Origin of the sequence: Lentzea sp. JNUCC 0626 (assembly GCF_043632865.1) — a bacterium.
Taxonomy (GTDB): domain Bacteria; phylum Actinomycetota; class Actinomycetes; order Mycobacteriales; family Pseudonocardiaceae; genus Lentzea.
In genome coordinates this window covers 3,750,931-3,772,637 of record NZ_CP171635.1, presented here as the reverse complement: position 1 = coordinate 3,772,637, position 21,707 = coordinate 3,750,931, and the positions used below count along the sequence as shown (strand labels likewise).

Genomic DNA, 21,707 nt, shown 5'->3' with positions numbered 1-21,707 from the left:
CAGCAATGTTGCGAGGCATGTCGACCGTGTCCTACTTCGCCGACGACCTGACCGAGGCACGCGACTGGTACGCGGCGTTCCTGGGCGTCGACGCCTACTTCGAGCGGAGCACCCCGGACGGCGTGCTCGCCTACGTCGAGTTCCGGCTGGGCGACTTCCAGGCGGAACTGGGCATCGTGCAGCGGCGCTTCGAGGTGACGCCGTCCGACGGCCCGGCGGGCCAGATCCTCTACTGGGCCGTGGACGACCTGGACGCGACGCTGGCCCGGTTGCTCGCACTGGGGGCGAAGGTCCACGACGAACCGCGGGTGCGCGGCGAGGGTTTCGTGACGGCGTCGGTCGTCGACCCGTTCGGCAACATCCTGGGCGTCATGACGAACGTCCACTACCTCGCGATCGCCGAAGAACGTCGCCCGCGCGTCACGCCTGGTCCGACCGGCCCCGCGTCAACGCCGTGACCAGCACGCCCGGCCGCAACAACCGCACCGGGTGATCGAGCATCTGCGCCACCCGCACCGACGCCCGGTGCACCCGCCGGCTCTCCGGAACGGCGCGCACCAGGCGGTCGGCGTACCAGCGCGCCACCCGCGTCCGGGCCGGCAGCTTCTTCGACTGCCAGCCGAGATCCGCCGAAGTGGTGGCCTGCCAGGGAATCCGCGCGGCCCTGGCGACCGCGCGGTGGAACACCGGCGGTTCCTGCGCGAGGTCGTGCTCACGCCCCAACGCCCGCAGGTCCGCGCAGTTCACCGCGGCGAGCGTCAACGCGTGCCCGCGCACGGGATTGAGCGACACCGCCGAGTTCCCCAGCGCGAGCAACCCGCGCGGCCAGTCCGTCACCTGGTGGAAGCGGTTCGAGCGGCTCCGCAGGTTCGAGGCGCCCCGGATCTCCGAGACCGGCGCGGCCGTCTTGATGATCTCCGCGACCTCCTGGCACCGCAGGCTCGTCGCGAAGTCGAGAAACCCGTCCTCGTCCACCGGCGGCACGTCCCCGTCCGCGCCCACCAGCGTGACGAGCCACCGCAGTCCGTCCACAGAGGACACCACGGCCCCACGCCGAGCCAACGGCGCGCGCGTGACCTCGCACGCGATCTTCCAGTCCAGCCCCAGATCCCGATTGACCTCGTACAGCCGCGACGCGACCGCCACCCGTCCGTTGACGATCACCGGCGCCGGACACCGCACCCCGAACTCCGCGAGCCACGACACGAGCTTCCCGTCCCGCCCGGACGCGTCCACCACCAGATCCGCGTAGTCGGTGAACGGCCGATCCCCGCGCCACCCGCGCACCCCGGTGACCGTCCCGCGATCGTGCAACAGCCCGTCGACCACCACACCGTCCACAACGGACACGTTGGCCAACCGCCCGAGCCGTCGCCGAATCCCGAGCTCGACCGCCCCGCGACTGGCGGCCAGCACCTCGACCCCGATGTGTTCCCGAGGAGCCCACCCACCCGGCAACCGCACGAGCAGATCACTCCCGAGATCGGCCCGCACCGCCCCGGCGTCCTCCCACTCCAGCCCGAGCCGGGGAAACAGCGCCTCCACGACCCCCATGACCGGCGCGGACAACAGATGCGCCTGCGGCAGGTCGGCCCGAAACCCGGGCCCGATCACCTCGCGCTCGACCAGCACGACGTCGCCGTACGACTCGGCCAGCACCCGCGCCGCCAGCAGTCCCGCGAAGCCGGCCCCGATGACCAGCGCCCGGTCGGAGTACATGGCGGCCACTCTGACAGAGCCCGCGCCCCGAGCGAACCCGCCAAGAGTCCCGTGTTCCCGGGACCCAACGTCCCCGCCGGGAGTCCGGTGTGCGCGGCACCAGCCTCCGCCTGCCGAGCCTGCAGTCCCGGAACCCGGCGGCCCCTGCTCGCCGCGATCTCCACCCAGGCCCAAGCGCCCGCGCGCTGGTCAGGCGTCGTTCACCAGCCCCTCCCGCACCGCCCACAAGGCCGCCTGCGTCCGCGACGCCAGCCCCAGCTTGCCGAGCACGTTCGACACGTGCGTGCGCGCCGTCCGCTCCGAGATCACCAGGGCCGATGCGATGTCCCGGTTCGACCTGCCGTGCGCCACGTGCACGAGAATCTCCTGCTCCCGAGGCGTCAGCGAACAACGCTGCGGCGCGGCCAGCGATCGGGTGAGCGTGCGGGCCACCGCCGGGTCGAGGTGCACCTGGCCGCGCGTCGCCGCCCGAACCGCGGCGCCCACCTGGTCTGCCTCGGCGTCCTTCAGCAGGTAGCCGGCAGCGCCTGCTTCGAGGGCCACGTGGACGCGTTCGGCTTCGGAGAACGACGTCAGCGCGACCACTTCCACCTGCGGGTAGAGCTGTTTGATGGCCCTGGTGGCGCTGATGCCGTCCAGGCGGGGCATGAGGAGGTCCATCAGGACCACGTCCGGTAGCTCGTCCAGGGACGCCAGCGCCGCCAGGGCCGCTTCGCCGTCGCCTGCTTCGCCGACGACCTCGATGTCGTCCAGCATCTCGAAGAACGCCCGCATGCCGCAGCGCACCACCGCGTGGTCGTCGACGAGGAACACCCTGATGGGGATCGCGGTGTCCAGCGGGGGCAGAGGGGCGAAGGGGGTCATGGTCGTGCTCCTGCCGTCGCCGGGGGCAGCACCGCGCGGACCGTGGATCCGGCCGGGCCGCTGTCGATGACGAGGCCGCCACCGATCCGCTTCATCCGCTCGCGCATGCTGACGAGGCCCATGCCGTTCGCGCGCGGAGCGGACGGGTCGAAGCCGGTGCCGTCGTCGGCCACCTCGACGATCACGCCGTCGTGCTCTTCGAGCAGTGTGATCGTGATGCGGCGCGGGCTGGCGTGCTTCACGGCGTTGTGCACGGCTTCCTGCACCACGCGGAACAGCTCGGACTCGGCGCGGTCGTCCAGGCCGAGGCGGTAGCCGGGTGCCTCGACGGCGATCGTGACGCCCTCGCGGGAGGCGATCGCGGCGGACTGCTTGCGGATCGCTTCGGCCAGGCCGTCCTCGCGCAGGCCGTCGGGGCGGAGTTGGAAGAGCGACGCGCGCATCTCGGCCAGGGCGTCCTGGGTCAGGCCGCGCAACGACGTGATGCCGCGCGCGACGGGGCCGTCGGGGTCGCCGCCCTGCTTCTGCAGCGCGAGTTCGACGGCTCTGGTGTGCAGGGTCATCGAGAACAGCGACTGCGACACCGAGTCGTGGAGTTCGCGCGCCAGGCGTTGGCGTTCTTCCAGGGCCGCCACCTGCGAGGCTTCGTCGAGCATCTCCATCACCTCCTCGACGCCGAGTTGTTCCTCGCCGGCGATCGAGGTCAGCATGATCCGCGCGGACGCCGCGCCGACGGCGCCGGTGAGCACGGTTTCCACGTGGTGCACCAGTTCCGGGTCGGCGTCCTTTGTGGACGAGAAGTCTGCGGAGCCCAGGGCCTTCGCGGCGGCGCGGTGGCCGAGCGAGCGGGCCAGCACCTCGTACAGCGCGCACACCGGCACCCGGCTGCGCCACAGGCGCGGGCGCGTCGGGTCGTTCAGGGCGTCCACGAACAGCACGGCCTGCGCCTGTTCGCGTGCCTGTGGGCGGCCCAGCAACGACACCACCACGTAGCAGCCCGCGTTCACCAGCATGCTCCAGAACATGCCGTGGCTGATGTTGTCCATGCCCGCCACGCCGAGCAGGTGTTCCGGGCGCAACGCGGAGATCCCGAACGGCCCGTGCTCGAGGAACGCCGTCGGCACCCAGCCGGTGGCCGCGAAGTTGGGCAGCAGCAACGTGTACGTCCACACGCCGAACCCGGCGACCAGCCCCGCCACCACGCCGTCGCGGGTGCCGCCCTTCCAGTACAGGCCGCCGAGGATCGCGGGCGCGAACTGCGCGACGGCCGCGAACGACACCAGCCCCATCGACACCAGCGCGGCGCTCTCGCCCGCCAGCCGGAAGTACGCGTAGCCGAGCAGCATCACGCCGACGATCGACAGCCGCCGCGTCACCAGGATCAGCCGCGCGAGACGGCCCGAGTAGCCGCGGCGCAGCAGCATCGGCACGACGATCGAGTTCGACACCATCGTCGACAACGCCACGGTCTCCACGATGATCATGCCGGTCGCCGCGCTCAGCCCGCCGACGAACACCAGCAGCGCCAACGCATCCAAGCCCGCCGCCATCGGCACGGTGAGCACGAACGTGTCCGCCTCCGCGCCGTCACCGAAGCGCAGCAGGCCCGCCGCCGCGATCGGCAGCACGAACACGCTGATCAGCAACATGTAGAGCGGAGTCATCCACATCGCCTGCTTGACGTGCCGCTCGTCCACGTTCTCCACGACGCCGACCTGCCACTGGCGCGGCAGCAGCACGATCGCGAAGAGCGACAACACGTTCAGCCACACCCACGTGCCGGTCGAGTCGCCGAGAGTGAACAACTCGGCGTGGCCCGCGTCCAACGCCTGACCGAACAGGTCGCCGAACCCGTCGTACAGCCCCCACGTCACGGTGATGCCCGCCGCGACGAACGCCACGAGCTTCACCACGGACTCGAACGCGATCGCGGTGACCATGCCCTCGTGGCGTTCGGTGGCGTCGAGATGCCTGGTGCCGAACAGGATCGTGAAGCCCGCCAGCAGCAACGCCACGTACAGCGCGGTGTCCTCCAGCACCGGCACCTGGCCGAGCGAGGACGACGGCGTGATGGCGGGCGCACGGCGGATGATCTCGAACGTCGTGGAGACCGCCTTGAGCTGCAACGCGATGTACGGCACCACACCCACCACCGCGATGGCCGCGACCAGCCCGCCGAGGCGCACGCTCTTGCCGTAGCGGGCGGACACGAAGTCGGCGAGGCTCGTGATGCGGTGCCGGTGGCTGATGTGGATGATCCGGCGCAGCACCAGCCACCCGAGCGCGAGCATGATCGTCGGCCCGAGGTAGATCGACAGGTAGCTCACGCCCGTGGACGCCGCACGGCCGACGCTGCCGTAGTAGGTCCACGACGTCGCGTAGACGGCCAGGGACAGGGCGTAGATCGTGCCGCGGCCGACGATGCTGCGGCCCGCGTCGGCCCTGCGGTCGCCGTAGAACGCGATCGCGAACAGCACGGCCAGGTAGGCGACGGAGACCGTGACGAGGAACCAGGTCTGGAGCACGTCAGCCCGACCGCCGCACGAGCACCGCGACCAGCGCGATCACCACGAGCCACGCGCAGAAGAGGTACGCCGCGACCGCCGGCACGCCCGCGACGGTGCCCCCGGTGTTCGCGGCGGTCAGCAGGGGCGGTAGAAACAGGACGAGTCCGGTCGTGGCCGCGAGGATCGTGAGCCCGGTGAACCGTTGATCGTTCCTGGCGCCCCGTCGCACCGCCACCACCTTCGACTCTTCGGCGAACTCGGCGAGACTAGTACGAACGGAGTAATCCGGGCGCGGGTGCCCCGAGTTCACCGGACACGTCCGGAACGACTGAGTGGGGGACCGTTTCATGAAGACGATCGAGCTACCCGACGGCGCGGTGATCACGGGGCGTGGCCTGCGCGACGGCAGGATCGTGGAGCCGCATCCCCAGTACGGGGTGTACCTCCAGCCGAAGCCCGTCGACGTGCCGTGGCCGCACGACTGGATCGACTGGCCTGATTTCCGCCTTCCGCGTGATCACGACGCCGCGGTCGCGGTGATCCACGCGCTGCACGCCCGCGCGTTGTCCGGCGAACGGGTCGAGGTGGCGTGCAGCGGCGGCGTCGGCAGGACCGGCACGGTGATCTCGTGCCTGGCCGTGCTGGCGGGCGTTCCGGCGGCCGACGCGGTCGCGTGGACGCGCGCCAACTACCACAAGCGTGCGGTGGAGACGCCCTGGCAGAAGCGCTGGGTGCGAAACTTCCCGGCGGTCCAGGGCTAGGCGGTGTCTGACAATTTCGTTTGGTGACAGGCGCGGATCCCTCGGCCGCTACTGTCGCCCGACGGAATTGTCAGACACCGCCAAGGGGGGCAGGGTGCTCAGGTGGATCAAGAAGAAGCTCAACGGCCTGAACGACGTGAGCGGAATGATGGAGCAGCTCAGGCCCGACCTGAGCCGGGAATCGCTCGGCGTCGGGCCCGACTTCCCCGGCGTCGCCCCGAACCCGTTCCTGAGCGCTGACGCGCAGGAGCGCGACGCGGAACTGCGCACCGGGGTGCTCGCGCTCGGCGTTCTCGTCGACTGGCGGGAGGTCAACAGCAATCCGCGCGTGGTCCTGATGTTCGACGTGGAGACCGCCGACGGCCTCTCGTTCCGCGGCATCGCGGACGAAACCCTCACGATCACCGAGCTCACCCGGCTCGCACCGGGGCAGACGTTGCCGGTGCGCTACCGGCCTGCCGTCATGGACCACTGCGTCGCCCTGGCCAGGGACGCGGATCCCACCCAGGTGCGGCGGCTCTCCGGCGAGATCGCGCGCCGCAGGCGGACCTGAAGCCGGCCGCGGTCAGCGCGTGTCGACCGCGGAACGCTTGTGCACCAGCTCGACGACCTCCGGCGGCACCGAGTCGCCGGCGTCGAGCAACCGGGGCAGCAACGCGGCCTCCGTGGTCACGGCGCGGAAGAACAACGCGACCGTCACGTCGTGGTCGGGCCGGTGCACGACGGAGATCTCGTCGCCCGGCCCGATCAGACCTTCTTCGAGGACGCGGAAGTACGCGCCCGGCCGCACCTGCTGGGTGAACCGCCTGACCCAGCCGCGCTGGTCGAGGAACGCCGCGAACGTCCGGCACGGAATGCGCGGCCCCGCGACCTCCAGCACCGCAGTGCCGATCCGCCAGCGCTCGCCGACCAGGGCGTTCGTCTGGTCGACGCCCTGAGTGGTGAGGTTCTCGCCGAACTGGCCCGCGTGGAACTCCGCGCCGACCTCGGACTGCCACCAGTCGAGGTCCTCGCGCGCGTAGCCGTACACCGCCTGGTACTCGCCGCCGTGCACGGTCCAGTCGCCGATCGCGTCGCCCGCGACGCCGCTGCCCTCCTCGCCCCGAGGCTTGACGGGGCTGACCAGCAACGGCCCGTCCACGGGACGTTTGTCGATGCCGGTGACGCCTGTGCGGGCGTAGTCGACCGGCATCGTCTTCTGGGCGACGTTCAACGAGAGCACGACGGGCATGGCACCGAGGTTATTGGCCGACGGCCCTGGTCGCGATGGAATTCACGTAGTCCTGGTACTTGCCCACCTTGTAGGTGATGAGGTCCATGCACTCCTGCAGCTGGACCATCTGCTGGCGGACGCGTTCCTGGTGCTCCTTGAGGATGTCGAGGCGCTGCAACTCGTTGCCGTCGCCCTGGCGCACCAGCTCGGTGTAGCGGCGGATCTCCGGCACGGGCATTCCGGACATCCGCAGCATGATGCACATGCGCAGCCAGTCGACGTCCTGCTGCTGGTAGACGCGGCGGCCACCCGGTCCTCTGTGGACCTGGTGCGCGAGGATGCCTTCCTTCTCGTAGAAGCGCAGCGCGTGCACGCTCAGCCCGGTGCGTTCCGCGACCTGTCCGATGCTCAACCCCATGCCTGCGAGCATAGGCTTGACCTAGAGTCGGCTCTACTTCATAGGTTCGCCGCATGAACATGCGCTATCGCGTTCTCGGGGGAACCGGCATCGAGGTCAGTCACCACTGCCTCGGCGCCATGATGTTCGGCTCCGTCGCCAACGCCGACCACGAGGAGGGCGTGCGGATCATCCACCGCGCCCTCGACGCGGGCATCAACTTCGTCGACACCGCCGACATGTACTCGGCGGGCGACTCCGAGGTGATCGTCGGCAAGGCTCTGAAAGACCGGCGCGACGACGTCGTGCTGGCCACCAAGTTCCACTTCCCGCTGGGGGAGGGCCGCAACCGCAGCGGCAACTCACGCCGCTACATCATCAGCGCCGTCGAGGCCAGCCTGAAGCGGCTCGGCACCGACTGGATCGACGTCTACCAGGTGCACCGGCCCGACTACCGCACGGACGTCGAGGAGACGTTGTCCGCGCTCACGGATCTGGTGCGGGTAGGCAAGATCCGGGCGTTCGGATGCTCGACGTTCGGGGCCGAGGAGCTCGTCGAGGCGCACCACGTGGCGCACAACCGCGGGCTGATGCGGTTCCGCACCGAGCAGCCGCCGTACTCGTTGCTGGCGCGGGGGATCGAACGGGCCGTGCTGCCGACGGCGCAGCGGCTCGGCATGGGCGTGCTGGTGTGGAGCCCGCTCGGCGGCGGGTTCCTGACGGGCAAGCACCGCAAGGGGGCGTCGCCGGAGGCGTTCCGGGCGTCGCTGAACCCCGAGCGGTTCGACGAGTCGATGCAGCGCAACGCGGCCAAGTTCGAGGCGGTGGAGCAGTTCGCGAAGCTCGCCGACGAGATGGGCGTGTCGTTGCCGGCGCTCGCGATCGCGTTCGCGACGACGCACCCCGGTGTCACGTCGGCGATCACCGGGCCGCGCACGATGGAGCAGCTGGAGTCGTTGCTGGAGGGCGCTTCGCTGGTGCTCACCGACGACGTGCTGGACCGGATCGACGAGATCGTGCCGCCGGGCGTGGACACCTACGACCCCAACGGGTTCTGGAAGCCCGCGCCGCTGACGGAGGTCCATCAGCGGCGCAGGCCGCTCGATCAGCGCTGAGTCACCACTGCTGGGTGCTCAGGCCGGTGCCCAGGTAGATCTGGTCGAAGCCGTTGCCGTCGTTGTCGTCGGTGTAGACGACGGTGATCCGGCCCCACGGGTCGACGCCCACGGCGGGTTCGTCCTGCCTGCCGGTGGCGTTCGAGACCGTGAGCTGACGGGCGGGACGGCCGGTCGTGCTGCCGTCGGGGTTGTAGACGCTCGTGTGGACGTCCTGCGCCTCGGCGGTGGTCACCGCGACGCCGAGCTGGTCGTCGATGCCGATCTGCGGGTCCGCACCGGTCGTGCTCGCCACGGCACCGCGGGAGACTCCTGCGGCCGTGAACGACTGGACGCGGACGCCCGACTGCTCCCAGGCGACGGCGAAGTCGCCGTTGAAGTTGGCCGCCACGGCGGGGCGTTTTCCTTGCCCCGTCGTGGTTTGCGCCTGCTTCACGGTGCCGGACGGGGTGACGGTCTTGCGGGCGACGTTCGCGTCGGCCTCCCAGACGATCACGGCGTTGCCCGCCGCGCCCATCGCCACCTGCGGCTTGGCGTGCGTGCCACCGGCGTTGTTGACCAGTGCCTCGTAGGACTTCGAGCTGATCGACGCGAACATGCTGACGCGCACGGTCGGCGCGGCGGTGCCCTGCTTGTCCTCCCAGGTGACCGCGAAGCCCGGGCCGTCCGGATCCGCTGCCACGCTGGGGAAGTACTGCTGGCCGTCGGAGTTGGCGTTGGCCGTGCCGGTGCCCGAGACGGTGCCGGACGCGCTGACGTTGCGGACGGCGATGTTGTAGTAGCCGTTGCCGTCCGGGTCCTCCGACCACACGACGACGGCGCTGCCGTCCTCGCGCACCGACACGTCCGGCTGCCAGTGCCGCCACGTGCCGGTGCCGCCGGTGGAGATCTTCTTCTCGTAGACCGACGCGCCCTCCTTGAAGAGGCGGATCCAGATGTCGGAGTGGACCGGGTCCTCGGGAGCGGTGGTGTCGCGGTCGTCCTCCCACACGACGGCCGTGTACCCGTTGCGCGAGGCCGAGACGGACGCGTTGTCCTGGTCGCCGGTCGAGTCGCTGTTGACCGTGGACCACGTCATGGGGGCGGGTGCCAGCAGGAGGCTCGCGATCAGGAGTGTCTTCACGGTGCCTGCAATCCGGGGTTGGTGGCCTCGACGACGTAGCTGCCGACGGTCTTGACCGGGTAGTCGCGCACGGTGACCTTGTCGACGGCGCGGAAGTCGACGTTCATCTGCGTCGAGGTGGTGCGGGTCTTGACGTAGCCGCGCAGGTTCTTGAAGTACTTGACGTGCGGGTTCAGCGTCGGGTTGAGGCTGTTGTCGGCGGCGTTGCCGTCACCGCCGGACGTGACCGACGTCGTGACGAGTTCGGTGCCGATGATCCGGTTCTGGGTGCCGTAGTTCTGCATGAGGTTGGCGGCCCAGCTGCGGTGCACGTCGCCGGTGAGCACGACCGTGCCCTTGTTCCCGTTGGTGTCCCAGGCGTTCTGGATGCGCGCGCGGTTGGAGGTGTAGCCGTCCCAGGAGTCCATGCTCTTGGAACCGTCGGCGGCGGCGAGGCGTTGCGCGAAGAACACCTGCTGGCCCAGGAAGTCCCACGTGCCGAGCTTCTGCCGCAGGCCGTCGGTCAGCCACGTCTCCTGCGCGTTGCCGGTGAGCGTGCGGGCGGCGGCGTCAGCCCCCGGGCAGACCTTGGTGCCGTCGCCGCACGCCTGGTCGTCGCGGTACTGGCGGGTGTCGAGCAGGTGGAACGTGGCGAGGCTGCCCCAGCGGACCCTGCGGTGCAGCAGCATGTTCTCGTTCGTCGGGGCCTGGGCGCTGCGCAGCGGCATGTGCTCGTAGTAGGCCTTGTAGGCGGCGGCGCGGCGGGCCTTGAAGTCACCGGCCGGGCTGCTGTCGTTGCGGACCAGGTTGGCGTAGTTGTTCTCGACCTCGTGGTCGTCCCAGACGACCAGCCACGGGGCGGTGGCGTGGGCGGCCTGCAGGTCCGGGTCGGTCTTGTACTGGGCGTGCCGGACGCGGTAGTTCGCGAGCGTGCTGATTTCCGTGGCAGGGGCGAACTTGCGGACCTTCGTGGTGGTGGCGGCGCCCTCGTAGATGTAGTCGCCGAGGTGCAGGATCAGGTCGGGGTGCTCCTCGGCCATCCGGCGGTAGGCCGTGAAGTAGCCCTCCTCGTAGTGCGAGCACGAGGCGAAGAGCATGGTCAGTGCGGGCTGGGTGCCGACGGCCGGTGCGGTCAGGGCGCGGCCGACGGGGGAGATGTGGCCGTCGGCGCGGAAGCGGTACCAGTACTCGCGTCCCGGTTCGAGGCCGGTGAGGGTGACGTGCACGGAGTGGGCGCTCGCCTGGGTGGTGGTGAACGTGCCGGTGCGGGCGATCGCGGTGAAGCGCTCGTCGGTGGCGATCTGCCACTCGACCGCGGTGGTGGTGTTCGGCATGCCGCCGAGGCCGTCGGCGTTGAGGGGGTTGGGGGCGAGGCGGGTCCAGATCACGAACCCGTCCGCCGCCGGTTCGCCGGACGCGACCCCCAGGGTGAACGGGTAGCCGATCGCGTTGGCCAGACTGGGGGCGAGGACCCCGGCGCTCGCGCCAGCGAGGCCGCCCACGATGAACGTGCGTCTCCGTAACGTGGTCATGACACGCAGGCTTACCGAACGCGGGTAAAGGCCCGCCTAATCGTGTGTGGCTTCAGAGTGGTTTCCCACCAAGCAAAAGCCGTGCGGTCGTCGGTGTGGATGTCGAACGCGTCGGCGAGGAGTTCGGCGGCGCTCAGTGGCAGGCCGGTGTCGCGGACGGCGCGGTAGAGCAGGGCGATGTGGTCGCGCGACCACGTTTCCAGGCAGAGGCCCGGTAATCGTTCCGCCTCGCAGCAGGGGTGGGCGCACACGACGACGTCGAACCACTCGTCCTCGTGGTCGTGGAAGGTGACCGTGACGCCGAAGCGGTCGGGGTGCAGGCCGGTGACCCGGCTCGTACGGGTCTCGTAGTGCAGGCCGTGGGGGAGTGCGGCGAGCCTGCGCGCGGCGTGGCGGTCGGGGCCGGTGATCGGGACCGGTGGCTGGGTGCCGTGGTCCAGGACCGTGACGTCCCACTTGCTGCGGGCGAACCTGAGCGCGGTGGCGAGGCCGGCCACCCCGGCGCCGACGACGAGTGCTCTGCCGCTGAGTCCTGTGGCCATGACCAGCCCCTTCCCCTAGGATTGAGGCTAGCGAACGTTCAGAAATTTCTGAAGACAGGGTGCCTGTGACGGGCGAGACAGAGCGCAAAGAGGCGGCCGAGCGGCTGGCGCTCACGCTGGTCGGCGTCGGGATGCAGCGGATGGGGGCGCGCGCGTTGGCGGCGTTCCTGTTCTCCGAGCAGGAGACGCTGACGGCGGCCGACCTGGCGTCCGAGCTCGGGGTGAGCGCGGGGTCGGTGTCCGGTGCGGTCCGGATGGTCGCGCAGATGGGGCTGATCGAGCGGGTCCACGTCGCCGGTAGTCGCCGGGAGCACTTCCGGATGCGCGACAACGCCTGGACGACGCTCTACACCCGGCAGCACTCGGTGGTCGACGAGGTGTTGCGCGCCGTGGACGAGGGGGTCGACGCGGTGGGGGCCGGTCGCGCGCGCGACCGGCTCGAGTACATGCGAGACTTCTACGAGTTCCTGCTCAACGAGGCGCCGGTGCTGGTCGAGCGGTTCGAAGCTCAGCGCCGTGGAGGATCCCGGCCATGATCAGGTCGAGGAGCCTCTCTGCCTGATCCTTGTCGTCGTTCTGGGAGACGGCGACCACGAGCGTCATCACGTCGAGCGGCTGGGCGGTGGCCTGCAGCGGCGCGAGCAGCAGGGTGATGGCCTCGACCAGTGCCGCGCGGCTGTGCTCGAACGGGTTGACGCCGAGCGCGATCACGGCCTGGAGCGCGTCCTTGAGGTCGTGCTTCGCGTTGATGTAGGTGATGAAGCGGTTCATCCACTCCCGCAGCGCGGCTTCGGGGGAGTGGGTTTCGAGCAGGTCGGGCGCGGCGTCGCAGAGCTTCTCCAGCTCGGTGCGGTAGACGGCCTCGATCAGCGCTTCGCGGGTGGGGAAGTGCCGGTAGAGCGTGCCGATGCCGACGCCCGCCTCCTTGGCGATGGCGCCGAGCGTCGCGTCTTTCCGATGGGTGAACGCGTCTCGCGCCACCTCGATCAGCAGTCCTCGGTTCCGGACCGCGTCGGCACGCACGTTCATCACTCCTATGGGGTACGTCACTTGCGAAACGGAGGCCCCTCCGTTTACGGTGGAACTCGAACCGGAGGCACCTCCGTTTCAGTGTACGACACAGGTTGGGGAAATCAGATGAGTGAGCGCATCACCACCCCGTTCGGGTTCGGGAGCACTGCTCTCGAAGTCGTCGAGGGCGTCGACCTGTCCGGCCGTCGCGCCGTGGTCACCGGTGGGGCGTCGGGCATCGGCGTGGAGACCGTGCGGGCTCTCGCCGCCGCCGGGGCCGAGGTCACCATCGCTGCTCGCAACGCCGAGGCGGCCGCGCTGGTCGCCGCGGACGTCACGGCGTCCACCGGCAACAAGGCGGTTCACGTTGCTCCGCTGGAGCTGACGTCGCAGGAGTCGGTGAAGGCCTTCGCGTCCGCGTGGGACGGCCCGCTGCACCTGCTGATCAACAACGCGGGCGTCATGGCCACGCCACTGACGCACACGGCGGAGGGCTGGGAGCTCCAGTTCGCCACGAACCACTTCGGCCACTTCACGCTGACGCTGGGGCTCCACGGAGCCTTGCGCGCGGAGGGCGCCCGCGTGGTGAACGTGAGCTCGGCCGGCCACCTCTCGAGCCCCGTCGTCTTCGAGGACGTCCACTACGCGCACCGCGAGTACGACCGCTGGCAGGCGTACGGCCAGTCGAAGACCGCGAACGTCCTCTTCGGCGTCGAGGCGGGCAAGCGCTGGGCGTCCGACGGCATCACGATGAACGCCCTGATGCCCGGCGGCATCCTCACCGCCCTGCAGCGCCACATCTCGCAGGAGGAGATGCAGGCGCGCATCCGCCTGCGCGGCGGAGACAACCCGCTCCAGCTCAAGACCCCCGAACAGGGCGCGGCCACCACGCTGGTCCTCGCCGTCTCGCCTCTGGTGGAAGGCCGCTCGGGCCTCTACTTCGAGGACTGCAACGAGGCCGTCCCGAACGAGCCCGGCATGACCAACGGCCTCGCCTCCTACGCCACCGACCCGGAGCACGCCGCCCAGCTGTGGAAGCTCTCCGAGGAAACCCTGAAGGTGCAAGCATGATCACCACCGGCTACGGCTTCGACACGACCGCCCTCGAAGTGGCGTCCCAGCACGACCTGACGGGCCGCCGCGCCATCGTCACCGGCGGCGCCTCGGGCATCGGCGTGGAAACCGTCCGCGCCCTGGCTACCGCAGGCGCGGAAGTCACCATCGCGGCCCGAGACCAGGACGCGGCACAACGAGTGGCCACCGCCCTGATGAAGGCCACCGGCAACAAGACCATCTCGACGGCTCGTCTGGACCTGGCCTCACCGGCCTCGGTCAAGGCGTTCGCCCGCAACTGGGACGGCCCGCTGCACCTGCTGATCAACAACGCAGGCGTGATGGCCACCCCGCTGACGCGCACCCCGGAGGGCTGGGAACTCCAGTTCGCCACCAACCACTACGGCCACTTCGCCCTGACCACAGGCCTCTTCAACTCGCTGCGAGCCGAAGGCGCCCGAGTGGTCAACGTGAGCTCCTCGGCCCACCTGATGAGCGACGTCGTCCTCGACGACATCCACTACACCCACCGCGCCTACGACCGCTGGCAGGCCTACGGCCAGTCGAAGACCGCGAACATCCTCTTCGGGGTCGAGGCGGGCAAGCGCTGGCTCTCCGAGGGCATCACGATGAACGCCCTGATGCCAGGGAGCATCGCCACCAACCTCCAGCGCCACCTGACCGAAGAACAACTCCAGGCCGCAATCGCCCGCAGCGGTTCCACCACTCGCCGCCGCAAGACCCCGGAACAGGGCGCCGCGACCACCCTCGTGGTCGCGACCACCCCGCTGCTCGACGGCATCTCGGGCAGGTACTTCGAGGACTGCAACGAGGCGGAGCCGTCCACCGGTGACAACCACGTCCGGGGTCTGGCCGCCTACGCCCAGGACCCGGAGTCGGCCGCCGGCCTGTGGAAGCACACCGAGGAAACGCTCTGGGCCCTGGCCCACGCCTGACCGGAGCTGGCGGCGCGGAGTCACCAGGCCACGGAGTCGCCAGGTCGTGGAGGCACAGCACCATTGCCTCCACGACCTGGCGCCTGCCCGCCACCGGCATTGAGCGCGCACCTGCAGCACGCCGCGTTCCGAGCGCTCGCTTCTCCCGGCACCCGACGCTGCTAGAGGTCTGGACCATTTCGTGGTTCAATGACTGAGGGTCGCCGCCTGTAAGCGAAAGGTGAGCGAATGTCTGCCCGCATGTTGCTGAGGGCAATGACCGCCCTGCTTCTGCTCATGAGCACCCTGCTCGTCCCGGCCACCACCGCCCAGGCCGCCGACACCTGCGCCCTCAAACCCCGCCCAGCCGGCAAGGTCCTGCACGGCTACTGGGAGAACTGGGACGGCGCGTCCAACGGCGTGCACCCGCCGTTCGGCTGGACGCCCATCACGGACAGTCGTATCAAGCAGCACGGCTACAACGTCATCAACGCGGCGTTCCCGGTGATCCGGTCCGACGGCACCGTGCTGTGGGAAGACGGCATGGACACCAACGTGAAGGTGGCGACGCCGGCCGAGATGTGTGCGGCCAAGGCGAACGGGGCCACCATCCTGCTGTCCATCGGTGGGGCAGCGGCGGGGATCGACCTGAGTTCGGCGGCGGTGGCCAACCGGTTCGTCGCCACGGTGGTGCCGATCCTCAAGAAGTACAACTTCGACGGCATCGACATCGACATCGAGACCGGGCTGGTGGGCAGCGGCAACATCAACCAGTTGTCGGCGTCGCAGGCCAACCTGATTCGCATCATCGACGGTGTGCTGGCGGCGATGCCGCAAGGGTTCGGGCTCACCATGGCGCCGGAGACCGCGTACGTGACGGGCGGCAGTGTCGTGTACGGGTCGATCTGGGGTGCGTACCTGCCGATCATCAAGAAGTACGCGGACAACGGCCGGTTGTGGTGGCTGAACATGCAGTACTACAACGGGTCCATGTACGGCTGCGCCGGTGACAGCTACTCGGCCGGGACCGTGCAGGGGTTCGTGGCGCAGACGCAGTGCCTCAACAAGGGGCTGGTCGTGCAGGGCACCACGATCAAGGTGCCCTACGACAAGCAGGTTCCCGGGTTGCCCGCGCAGCCGGGGGCCGGTGGCGGCTACATGAACCCGACGCTGGTCGGGCAGGCGTGGAACAGCTTCGGCGGCCAGCTCAAGGGGCTCATGACCTGGTCCATCAACTGGGACGGCTCCAAGAGCTGGACCTTCGGCGACAAGGTGAAGTCGTTGCAGGGACGCTAGTCGCGTTCCGAACTACACCTCTAGAGAACGATGGTGTTCTGGCCGGCGGCGATGCGCCACGCACCGTCCTCTTTGGACAGGATGTAGAGCGGTGAGCCCTCGTTCTGGTCGGTGATCACCGTGCCGTCGGGGCGGACCGGACGCTGGCGGATCTTGACGGCCGCCACGTCGGGCCGGATGAACAGGACGTGGGCCACCTCGTAGGTGGCGGTCGCCTCCTTCGTCGCGCCGGGCAGGACCTGGCGGGTGAAGGAGGCGATCTCGTCTCTGCCGGTGAGGCGCTTGCCGTGTGCCGTCGTCCAGACGGCGTCGGAGCGGAAGAGGCCGATGAACTCCTCGGCGAGCTCGTTCTGCTGCGAGTGCTGGACGGTGGCGACGAGGTTCTCGATGTCGGAAAGATCGCTCATGACAAGAGCTTCGTACCTCCAGCGCGCTGGAGGTCAAGGCCCGGCTCGCGCACCGCCAGGAGGGGACGGTGCGCGAGCCGGACCACAGGAAGGGTCACTTGCGGGGTGCGACCCTGGACTCGTAGGAAGCGGGCTTGTACCAGGGGTTGTAGAAGCAGCCCGTGCCGTACTTGCGGTCGTGGCTCGGGCAGGCCGCCGAGATCAGGAACGGGTTGGAGCGCAGGCCGAACTTCTCCCACGCTGCCAGCGACTGCATCGCCGCGGCGTACTCGGAGTCGCTGAACGCGCTGTGCGTGGCCTCGGTCGTGAAGGTCTGGACGAGGTTGTACCAGCGGCCCGCCTTCAGCACGGTGTCGCGGTAGGCCGACTCGTGCTCGACGAACGCGGTCGGGTCGCCGATCGCGTGGACCGAGAGCACGGGGATGTTGATTTTGCCGGTCAGGTCGCTGTCGTAGCTGAGTTCGGCACGCGCGGCGGGGTCGGCGGAGAAGCGTTCGACGCCGGCGTTCAAGGCCTTGTCGTCGTGCGAGCCCTTGTAGACGACACCCTTGTTGCTCCACGGGTTTCGGTCGCCCAGTCGGTTGTGGACGATGTCGCGGAACGTGAACGTCGCGAAGTTCAGGTGCGAGTTCAGGGTCTCCTCGGGGATCTTGGTGACCGCGAGGATGTCGTTCAGCTTCTGCTGCTGCACGGCCGTGCGGCTGCCGGCGACGCCGAGGCACTCCTCGATGCGGCCGCGCAGTCCGGCGGTCGTCATCGTGGAACCGGGACGCAGGCCCTGCCACAGCGGGTACTGCTCCTCGGACGGCCGCGGGTGGTTGCCGCAGTAGTACTGGTAGACCACGCGCAGGTCGACGCGGTAGTCGTAGCCGCGGGTGCCGCCCGCCATCACGCCGCTCGTCAGCAACGCGGCGTCATAACCCTTGTACAGCTCGATGGTCTTGGCCGCGACGTTGCCGCCCCACGACTGGCCGTGCAGGTAGACCTTTGACGGCTTGAGCATGCCGACGACCATCTTGCGCAGGTTGTCGGTGTCCTCGGCGGCCATCCGCGTGCCGTAGCCGCCGCGCCGGTACGAGGTGCCCGCCCACGCGTAGCCCTCCTTCACCATGACGGCCCAGCGGTTCAGGTCGTCACGGGTGCGCTCCGGCGTGGGCTCGCCGAGGTCAGGGCCACCGTGCGAGTGCACGACGAGCGTCTTGTTCCAGTTCTTCGGCACGGCGATCGTGTAGTACGCGCCGTTGGGGTCCCGGCCCTCGTAACAGGTGGTGCCGGCGGGGACGTTCTCCGGGCACGGTGCGGTCGGAGGCAGGTGCACCGGCGACGTGAGACTCGCGGTGAGTGCGAATGCCAGCAGGACGTTCATGGCGGGAATAGTCAGTCCGCCCGGATAAGTGGTCCAGTTCACTCACACAAACTTGGGATTTCCCTGACGTTACGAGCGAGTCACGCGCCGGAAGTGGGCGCTGTCGAGCACGTGCCGGGCCCACGCGTGGTCAGCGGGATCATCGTGCACGCACGTGACGACGAGCATCTCACCGAACCGCGCCACGTGCCCGTGGAACTCCTGCTGCCCCGACGCCGACTCCAGCCACAGGGCGTGCCGCAACTCCACGCCGTCCTGCACGGAGAACCGCTGGGACTCCGGCACGGCAGGCGCGCCGTCGAGCGCCATCTCCAGGAACTGGGCAGCGGGGGTGCCCTGAGCACGGCGGACGTCCACGAAGACCGCGCGGCCCGGACCGGCGAACCGCAGGCCCTCCTCCAGCACGTGCGGGGGTGAGGCCCGCGGTGCGTTCGATGCTCCACGTGCCGGGCAGCTTCTGGCGGATCGAGATCGGCAACGCGACCAGGTAGCCGCTGAGCACCTCGTCGCGGTCCGCGGTCGTGCCGAGCAACGGGTGGCTGACGTACTCGGGCAGGTCGCCGGGCTCGCGGACCTCGGCGGTGACGGGTACGCCGCGCAGGCCGTCCCACGGTTTGAGGTCGTGGGCGAACGTGCCGGTGAACTTCAGCGACGCGTAGCCGGGGCCGTCCCAGACGTCGGCCGCGTGTCGCGCCTGGTCCGGGGACACCTGCATCCAGGCGCCGAACCACAGTTCGAGGTCGCCGGTGAGTTCCACGGGCAGGACGCAGCGGACGTAGGCGTCGGAACCGGCGAACAGGACGTTGCCACCGGCCGCGAACGACGGGGACGTGACGCCGGGCGGCAGGCCGAGGTCGAGGTCGATGGCGCCGGACTCGTCGACTTCGGCGCCGCAGCAGGCGCAGGCCGTCACCCGACGTACCGGACGCTGTTGAGCACGTGCTGCGCCCACGCGCGATCGACCGGGTACCGGTGGACGCAGCGAACGGAGATCATCGTGCCGGGGCGGACGACGTGGGCGTGGAAGACCTGTTCCTCGTGGCCGTCGATCACCTCGCTGAGCCAGAACGCGTGACGCAACTCCGGGCCGTCGTGCGTGACGGAGTGCTCGGCGCTCGCGGGGTAGCCGTCGAGGACCGCGCCGAGGAAGTCGCTCACGCTGCCGCCGGTGAGGTCGGCGTAGACGTCGAGGGCGACCCGGCGGTCCGGGCTCGTGAACCTCACCGTGCGGCCGTCCACGACGCAGCGCATGCCCTCGGTGCGTTCGATGGACCAGACCTCGCCGAGGGTCTCGCGGACGGGCACGGGCAACGGGTGCCGGATGCGGCACAGCACCTCGTCGCGGTCCCATTCCCGCTCCAGCAACGGGTGCGAGGTGAAGTACGGCAGCTCGTCGGTGTTGAGGACGGTGGCCTCGACAGCGGTCCCGAACACGTCCCAGGGCTTGATGACGTTCGCGAACGTGCCGGAGACGCGCAGGTTCGCGTACTGCTCGTCGTTGTCCCACACGGCGTGCGCGTACATCGCGTCGACTTTGCTGATTCTCGTCCAGGCGCCGAACACGATCTCGGTTCCGCCGGTCAGCCGAACCGGGAGCAGGCATCGGAGGTAGGAGGCACCGTCCGGTCCGACGAGCAGGCCGCCGGTGGGCGCGCCGAGTTGGTCGGCCGGCACGCCGAGCAGTTGCTCCGGACGGTTCAACCTGTAGTCGATGCGGTCCGTAGAGGTGATCTCGGCTCCGCAGCATCCGCATTGGACGGTCATGCGCAGAGACTAGTGGGGCCTAGGCCGTGCCCCGAAAGTCCGTCGGGCGGCAGTAGCGGCCGAGGGCCCCGCAGTCGACATCGCCGCGATGCCCGAATACGGCCCGGTATGAGGGCAACGCGGCGATGTCGACTGCGGGTCTCTCGCCCGCGCCTGTCACCGGACGGACTTTCGGGACACGACCTAGAGCTCCTCGTCCGTCAGCAGTCGGGAGCGCACCAGAAAACGTATTCCAAGCGGTGCTTCCAGCGAGAAACCGCTCCCACGGCCGGGCACGACGTCGATCGTCAGGTGCGTGTGGCTCCAGTACTCGAACTGCGCCGCGGACATCCACACAGGAACGACGAACTCGTCCACGGAGAGATCGCCGAGGTGCACGTCGGAGCCGCCGGTGCGGAACTCCCCGAGCGGGTAGCACATCGGGGCGGAGCCGTCGCAGCAGCCGCCGGACTGGTGGAACATCAACTCGCCGTGGTCGGCCCTGAGGCCGCGGAGCACGTCCGCGGCCTCAGGGGTCAGGTCGACGCGGGGCATCAGAAGAAGCCCAGGGCGTTCGGGGAGTAGCTGACGAGCAGGTTCTTGGTCTGCTGGTAGTGGTCGAGCATCATCTTGTGGTTCTCGCGGCCGATGCCGGACTGCTTGTAGCCGCCGAACGCCGCGTGCGCCGGGTAGGCGTGGTAGTTGTTCACCCACACGCGGCCCGCCTGGATGTCGCGGCCCGCCCGGTACGCCACGGAACCGTCACGCGACCACACACCCGCGCCCAGGCCGTACAACGTGTCGTTGGCGGTCTTCATCGCGTCGTCGTAGTCGGAGAAGCGGGCGACGGACACGACCGGGCCGAAGATCTCCTCCTGGAAGATCCGCATCTTGTTGTCGCCCTCGAAGATCGTGGGCGTCACGTAGTAGCCGCCGGACAGTTCGCCGCCGAGGTCCGCGCGCTCGCCGCCGGTCAGGACGCGCGCGCCTTCCTGCTTGCCGATGTCGATGTAGGACAGGATCTTCTCGAGCTGGTCGTTGGACGCCTGCGCGCCCATCATGGTCTCGGTGTCGAGCGGGTGCCCCTGCTTGATCGCCTTCGTGCGCTCCACCGCGTCGGCCATGAACGAGTCGTAGATGTCGCTCTGCACCAACGCCCGCGACGGGCACGTGCAGACCTCGCCCTGGTTCAGCGCGAACATCGTGAAGCCTTCGAGTGCCTTGTCGTAGAAGGCGTCCTTCTGCGCCGCCACGTCCGCGAAGAACACGTTGGGCGACTTGCCGCCGAGCTCCAGCGTCACCGGGATGATGTTCTCGCTGGCGTACTGCATGATCAACCGGCCGGTGGTCGTCTCGCCGGTGAACGCCACCTTCGCGACGCGGCGCGACGACGCGAGCGGCTTGCCCGCCTCGACGCCGAACCCGTTGACGATGTTCAGCACGCCCGGCGGGATCAGGTCGGCGATCAGTTCCATGAGGACGTGGATCGACGCCGGCGTCTGCTCCGCAGGCTTGAGCACCACGGCGTTGCCCGCCGCCAGCGCGGGGGCGAGCTTCCAGACCGCCATCAGGATCGGGAAGTTCCACGGGATGATCTGCCCGACGACGCCGAGCGGCTCGTGCAGGTGGTAGGCGACCGTGTCTTCGTCGATCTGCGAGATGCCGCCTTCCTGGGCACGCAACGCGCCCGCGAAGTAGCGGAAGTGGTCGACCGCGAGCGGCAGGTCGGCGGCGAGCGTCTCGCGGACGGCCTTGCCGTTCTCCCACGTCTCCGCGACCGCGAGCATCTCGAGGTTGGCCTCGATCCGGTCGGCGATCTTGTTCAGCACGTTGGCGCGGTCGGCGACCGACGTCTTGCCCCACGCGTGGGCGGCGCCGTGGGCCGCGTCCAGCGCGCGTTCGACGTCGTCGGCGGTGCCGCGGGCGATCTCGGTGAAGTCCTCACCGGTCACCGGGGTGGGGTTCGCGAAGTACTGGCCCTTGGCGGGCGGCACGTACTCGCCACCGATGAAGTGGTCGTACCGGTCGCGATACGTGACCACGCTGTCCGGTTGTCCTGGAGCCGCGTACTTCGCCATGCGCCCTGCCTCCCGCGTCGTTGCGAACAGGCGGCGAACGTAGAACCGGCAACGTTTCACGCACGT

Annotated in this window: 24 protein-coding genes; 8 read left to right on the top strand and 16 right to left on the bottom strand. The window is 69.4% G+C overall.

From position 1 onward, the window contains the following. The first annotated feature begins 17 nt into the window (after positions 1-17). A complete protein-coding gene (locus tag JNUCC0626_RS16000) occupies positions 18-458 on the top strand; it encodes a VOC family protein (protein WP_394620548.1) in 441 nt (146 codons plus the stop codon). On the opposite strand, the gene JNUCC0626_RS15995 is transcribed toward JNUCC0626_RS16000, so the two are convergent. The 4 genes from JNUCC0626_RS15995 to JNUCC0626_RS15980 form a co-directional block, all read right to left on the bottom strand. Further along, entirely contained in the window at positions 421-1,719 is a 1,299-nt protein-coding gene (locus tag JNUCC0626_RS15995) for a tryptophan 7-halogenase (protein WP_394620547.1), read from the bottom strand. The two genes, JNUCC0626_RS16000 and JNUCC0626_RS15995, sit on opposite strands and share 38 nt — an antisense overlap. A gap of 189 nt (positions 1,720-1,908) precedes the next feature. Further along, complete coding sequence (locus JNUCC0626_RS15990; RefSeq protein ID WP_394620546.1) at positions 1,909-2,583, bottom strand: response regulator; 675 nt, start codon at positions 2,581-2,583, stop codon at positions 1,909-1,911. After that, entirely contained in the window at positions 2,580-5,108 is a 2,529-nt protein-coding gene (locus JNUCC0626_RS15985) for a histidine kinase (RefSeq protein ID WP_394620545.1), read from the bottom strand. Before JNUCC0626_RS15985 ends, JNUCC0626_RS15990 begins: the two co-directional genes overlap by 4 nt. A gap of 1 nt (position 5,109) precedes the next feature. Then, positions 5,110-5,319 (bottom strand): hypothetical protein, encoded by a 210-nt coding sequence (locus tag JNUCC0626_RS15980; RefSeq protein ID WP_394620544.1) that lies wholly within the window; start codon positions 5,317-5,319, stop codon positions 5,110-5,112. Positions 5,320-5,437: 118 nt separating this feature from the next. Here JNUCC0626_RS15980 and JNUCC0626_RS15975 point away from each other — a divergent pair, with 118 nt between their 5' ends. Together JNUCC0626_RS15975 and JNUCC0626_RS15970 are read left to right on the top strand one after the other, a co-directional pair. After that, on the top strand, positions 5,438-5,851 hold the full coding sequence (locus JNUCC0626_RS15975) for a protein-tyrosine phosphatase family protein (RefSeq protein ID WP_394620543.1): 414 nt from the start codon (positions 5,438-5,440) through the stop codon (positions 5,849-5,851). A 94-nt stretch (positions 5,852-5,945) separates the two neighbouring features. Continuing rightward, positions 5,946-6,404: a hypothetical protein gene (locus JNUCC0626_RS15970; RefSeq protein WP_394620542.1), complete on the top strand. Its 459-nt coding sequence runs from the start codon at positions 5,946-5,948 to the stop codon at positions 6,402-6,404. A gap of 12 nt (positions 6,405-6,416) precedes the next feature. On the opposite strand, the gene JNUCC0626_RS15965 is transcribed toward JNUCC0626_RS15970, so the two are convergent. Both JNUCC0626_RS15965 and JNUCC0626_RS15960 read right to left on the bottom strand, forming a co-directional pair. Further along, a complete protein-coding gene (locus JNUCC0626_RS15965; RefSeq protein ID WP_394620541.1) occupies positions 6,417-7,082 on the bottom strand; it encodes an MOSC domain-containing protein in 666 nt (221 codons plus the stop codon). Positions 7,083-7,092: 10 nt separating this feature from the next. Then, positions 7,093-7,482, bottom strand: a complete 390-nt coding sequence (locus JNUCC0626_RS15960; RefSeq protein ID WP_394620540.1) for a MerR family transcriptional regulator — start codon at positions 7,480-7,482, stop codon at positions 7,093-7,095. Between the two features lie 53 nt (positions 7,483-7,535). Between JNUCC0626_RS15960 and JNUCC0626_RS15955 the strand changes: the two genes are divergently transcribed. Further along, entirely contained in the window at positions 7,536-8,576 is a 1,041-nt protein-coding gene (locus JNUCC0626_RS15955) for an aldo/keto reductase (RefSeq protein ID WP_394620539.1), read from the top strand. 1 nt (position 8,577) lies between these two features. Here JNUCC0626_RS15955 and JNUCC0626_RS15950 read toward each other — a convergent pair whose 3' ends face one another. The 3 genes from JNUCC0626_RS15950 to JNUCC0626_RS15940 are packed head-to-tail and all read right to left on the bottom strand — an operon-like array spanning position 8,578 to position 11,752. Continuing rightward, on the bottom strand, positions 8,578-9,699 hold the full coding sequence (locus JNUCC0626_RS15950) for a hypothetical protein (protein ID WP_394620538.1): 1,122 nt from the start codon (positions 9,697-9,699) through the stop codon (positions 8,578-8,580). Then, the gene (locus JNUCC0626_RS15945) at positions 9,696-11,210 is read right to left on the bottom strand and encodes an alkaline phosphatase D family protein (RefSeq protein ID WP_394620537.1); all 1,515 of its coding nucleotides are present in this window, start codon (positions 11,208-11,210) and stop codon (positions 9,696-9,698) included. The genes JNUCC0626_RS15950 and JNUCC0626_RS15945 overlap by 4 nt, the downstream gene beginning before the upstream one ends. A gap of 11 nt (positions 11,211-11,221) precedes the next feature. Beyond that, complete coding sequence (locus tag JNUCC0626_RS15940) at positions 11,222-11,752, bottom strand: FAD-dependent oxidoreductase (protein WP_394620536.1); 531 nt, start codon at positions 11,750-11,752, stop codon at positions 11,222-11,224. 65 nt (positions 11,753-11,817) lie between these two features. Between JNUCC0626_RS15940 and JNUCC0626_RS15935 the strand changes: the two genes are divergently transcribed. Beyond that, positions 11,818-12,288, top strand: a complete 471-nt coding sequence (locus JNUCC0626_RS15935) for a GbsR/MarR family transcriptional regulator (RefSeq protein ID WP_394620535.1) — start codon at positions 11,818-11,820, stop codon at positions 12,286-12,288. Here the strand turns inward: JNUCC0626_RS15935 and JNUCC0626_RS15930 are convergent. Further along, positions 12,224-12,781, bottom strand: coding sequence for a TetR/AcrR family transcriptional regulator (locus JNUCC0626_RS15930; RefSeq protein ID WP_394620534.1), 558 nt, complete (start codon positions 12,779-12,781; stop codon positions 12,224-12,226). The genes JNUCC0626_RS15935 and JNUCC0626_RS15930 overlap by 65 nt on opposite strands. A 108-nt stretch (positions 12,782-12,889) precedes the next feature. Between JNUCC0626_RS15930 and JNUCC0626_RS15925 the strand changes: the two genes are divergently transcribed. The 3 genes from JNUCC0626_RS15925 (at position 12,890) to JNUCC0626_RS15915 (ending at position 16,047) form a co-directional block, all read left to right on the top strand. Continuing rightward, positions 12,890-13,834 (top strand): SDR family NAD(P)-dependent oxidoreductase, encoded by a 945-nt coding sequence (locus JNUCC0626_RS15925; protein ID WP_394620533.1) that lies wholly within the window; start codon positions 12,890-12,892, stop codon positions 13,832-13,834. Continuing rightward, positions 13,831-14,772, top strand: a complete 942-nt coding sequence (locus tag JNUCC0626_RS15920) for an SDR family NAD(P)-dependent oxidoreductase (RefSeq protein WP_394620532.1) — start codon at positions 13,831-13,833, stop codon at positions 14,770-14,772. Before JNUCC0626_RS15925 ends, JNUCC0626_RS15920 begins: the two co-directional genes overlap by 4 nt. Positions 14,773-15,027: 255 nt before the next feature. Next, the gene (locus JNUCC0626_RS15915; RefSeq protein WP_394622041.1) at positions 15,028-16,047 is read left to right on the top strand and encodes a chitinase; all 1,020 of its coding nucleotides are present in this window, start codon (positions 15,028-15,030) and stop codon (positions 16,045-16,047) included. 20 nt (positions 16,048-16,067) lie between these two features. On the opposite strand, the gene JNUCC0626_RS15910 is transcribed toward JNUCC0626_RS15915, so the two are convergent. The 6 genes from JNUCC0626_RS15910 to adh all read right to left on the bottom strand — a co-directional run bounded on the left by JNUCC0626_RS15910 (position 16,068) and on the right by adh (position 21,641). Next, positions 16,068-16,454 carry an SgcJ/EcaC family oxidoreductase gene (locus tag JNUCC0626_RS15910; RefSeq protein WP_394620531.1) on the bottom strand — a complete coding sequence of 129 codons (387 nt, stop codon included), beginning with the start codon at positions 16,452-16,454 and terminating at the stop codon, positions 16,068-16,070. A 94-nt stretch (positions 16,455-16,548) separates the two neighbouring features. Then, complete coding sequence (locus JNUCC0626_RS15905; protein ID WP_394620530.1) at positions 16,549-17,820, bottom strand: hypothetical protein; 1,272 nt, start codon at positions 17,818-17,820, stop codon at positions 16,549-16,551. Between the two features lie 169 nt (positions 17,821-17,989). Next, positions 17,990-18,733 (bottom strand): hypothetical protein, encoded by a 744-nt coding sequence (locus tag JNUCC0626_RS15900; RefSeq protein WP_394620529.1) that lies wholly within the window; start codon positions 18,731-18,733, stop codon positions 17,990-17,992. Next, positions 18,730-19,584, bottom strand: coding sequence for a hypothetical protein (locus JNUCC0626_RS15895; RefSeq protein ID WP_394620528.1), 855 nt, complete (start codon positions 19,582-19,584; stop codon positions 18,730-18,732). The genes JNUCC0626_RS15900 and JNUCC0626_RS15895 overlap by 4 nt, the downstream gene beginning before the upstream one ends. A gap of 183 nt (positions 19,585-19,767) precedes the next feature. Then, the gene (locus JNUCC0626_RS15890) at positions 19,768-20,118 is read right to left on the bottom strand and encodes a DUF779 domain-containing protein (protein ID WP_394620527.1); all 351 of its coding nucleotides are present in this window, start codon (positions 20,116-20,118) and stop codon (positions 19,768-19,770) included. Next, complete coding sequence (gene adh / locus JNUCC0626_RS15885) at positions 20,118-21,641, bottom strand: aldehyde dehydrogenase (protein WP_394620526.1); 1,524 nt, start codon at positions 21,639-21,641, stop codon at positions 20,118-20,120. The genes JNUCC0626_RS15890 and adh overlap by 1 nt, the downstream gene beginning before the upstream one ends. Between the last annotated feature and the right edge of the window lie 66 nt (positions 21,642-21,707).

Bases quoted from the DNA above. Each gene is read 5' to 3' on its own strand.
- JNUCC0626_RS16000 (WP_394620548.1), top strand. From the start codon at position 18: ATGTCGACCGTGTCCTACTTCGCCGACGACCTGACCGAGGCACGCGAC.
- JNUCC0626_RS15995 (WP_394620547.1), bottom strand. From the start codon at position 1,719: ATGTACTCCGACCGGGCGCTGGTCATCGGGGCCGGCTTCGCGGGACTG.
- JNUCC0626_RS15990 (WP_394620546.1), bottom strand. From the start codon at position 2,583: ATGACCCCCTTCGCCCCTCTGCCCCCGCTGGACACCGCGATCCCCATC.
- JNUCC0626_RS15975 (WP_394620543.1), top strand. From the start codon at position 5,438: ATGAAGACGATCGAGCTACCCGACGGCGCGGTGATCACGGGGCGTGGC.
- JNUCC0626_RS15965 (WP_394620541.1), bottom strand. From the start codon at position 7,082: ATGCCCGTCGTGCTCTCGTTGAACGTCGCCCAGAAGACGATGCCGGTC.
- JNUCC0626_RS15960 (WP_394620540.1), bottom strand. From the start codon at position 7,482: ATGGGGTTGAGCATCGGACAGGTCGCGGAACGCACCGGGCTGAGCGTG.
- JNUCC0626_RS15955 (WP_394620539.1), top strand. From the start codon at position 7,536: ATGAACATGCGCTATCGCGTTCTCGGGGGAACCGGCATCGAGGTCAGT.
- JNUCC0626_RS15945 (WP_394620537.1), bottom strand. From the start codon at position 11,210: ATGACCACGTTACGGAGACGCACGTTCATCGTGGGCGGCCTCGCTGGC.
- JNUCC0626_RS15940 (WP_394620536.1), bottom strand. From the start codon at position 11,752: ATGGCCACAGGACTCAGCGGCAGAGCACTCGTCGTCGGCGCCGGGGTG.
- JNUCC0626_RS15930 (WP_394620534.1), bottom strand. From the start codon at position 12,781: ATGAACGTGCGTGCCGACGCGGTCCGGAACCGAGGACTGCTGATCGAG.
- JNUCC0626_RS15925 (WP_394620533.1), top strand. From the start codon at position 12,890: ATGAGTGAGCGCATCACCACCCCGTTCGGGTTCGGGAGCACTGCTCTC.
- JNUCC0626_RS15920 (WP_394620532.1), top strand. From the start codon at position 13,831: ATGATCACCACCGGCTACGGCTTCGACACGACCGCCCTCGAAGTGGCG.
- JNUCC0626_RS15915 (WP_394622041.1), top strand. From the start codon at position 15,028: ATGACCGCCCTGCTTCTGCTCATGAGCACCCTGCTCGTCCCGGCCACC.
- JNUCC0626_RS15910 (WP_394620531.1), bottom strand. From the start codon at position 16,454: ATGAGCGATCTTTCCGACATCGAGAACCTCGTCGCCACCGTCCAGCAC.
- JNUCC0626_RS15905 (WP_394620530.1), bottom strand. From the start codon at position 17,820: ATGAACGTCCTGCTGGCATTCGCACTCACCGCGAGTCTCACGTCGCCG.
- JNUCC0626_RS15895 (WP_394620528.1), bottom strand. From the start codon at position 19,584: ATGACCGTCCAATGCGGATGCTGCGGAGCCGAGATCACCTCTACGGAC.
- JNUCC0626_RS15890 (WP_394620527.1), bottom strand. From the start codon at position 20,118: ATGCCCCGCGTCGACCTGACCCCTGAGGCCGCGGACGTGCTCCGCGGC.
- adh (WP_394620526.1), bottom strand. From the start codon at position 21,641: ATGGCGAAGTACGCGGCTCCAGGACAACCGGACAGCGTGGTCACGTAT.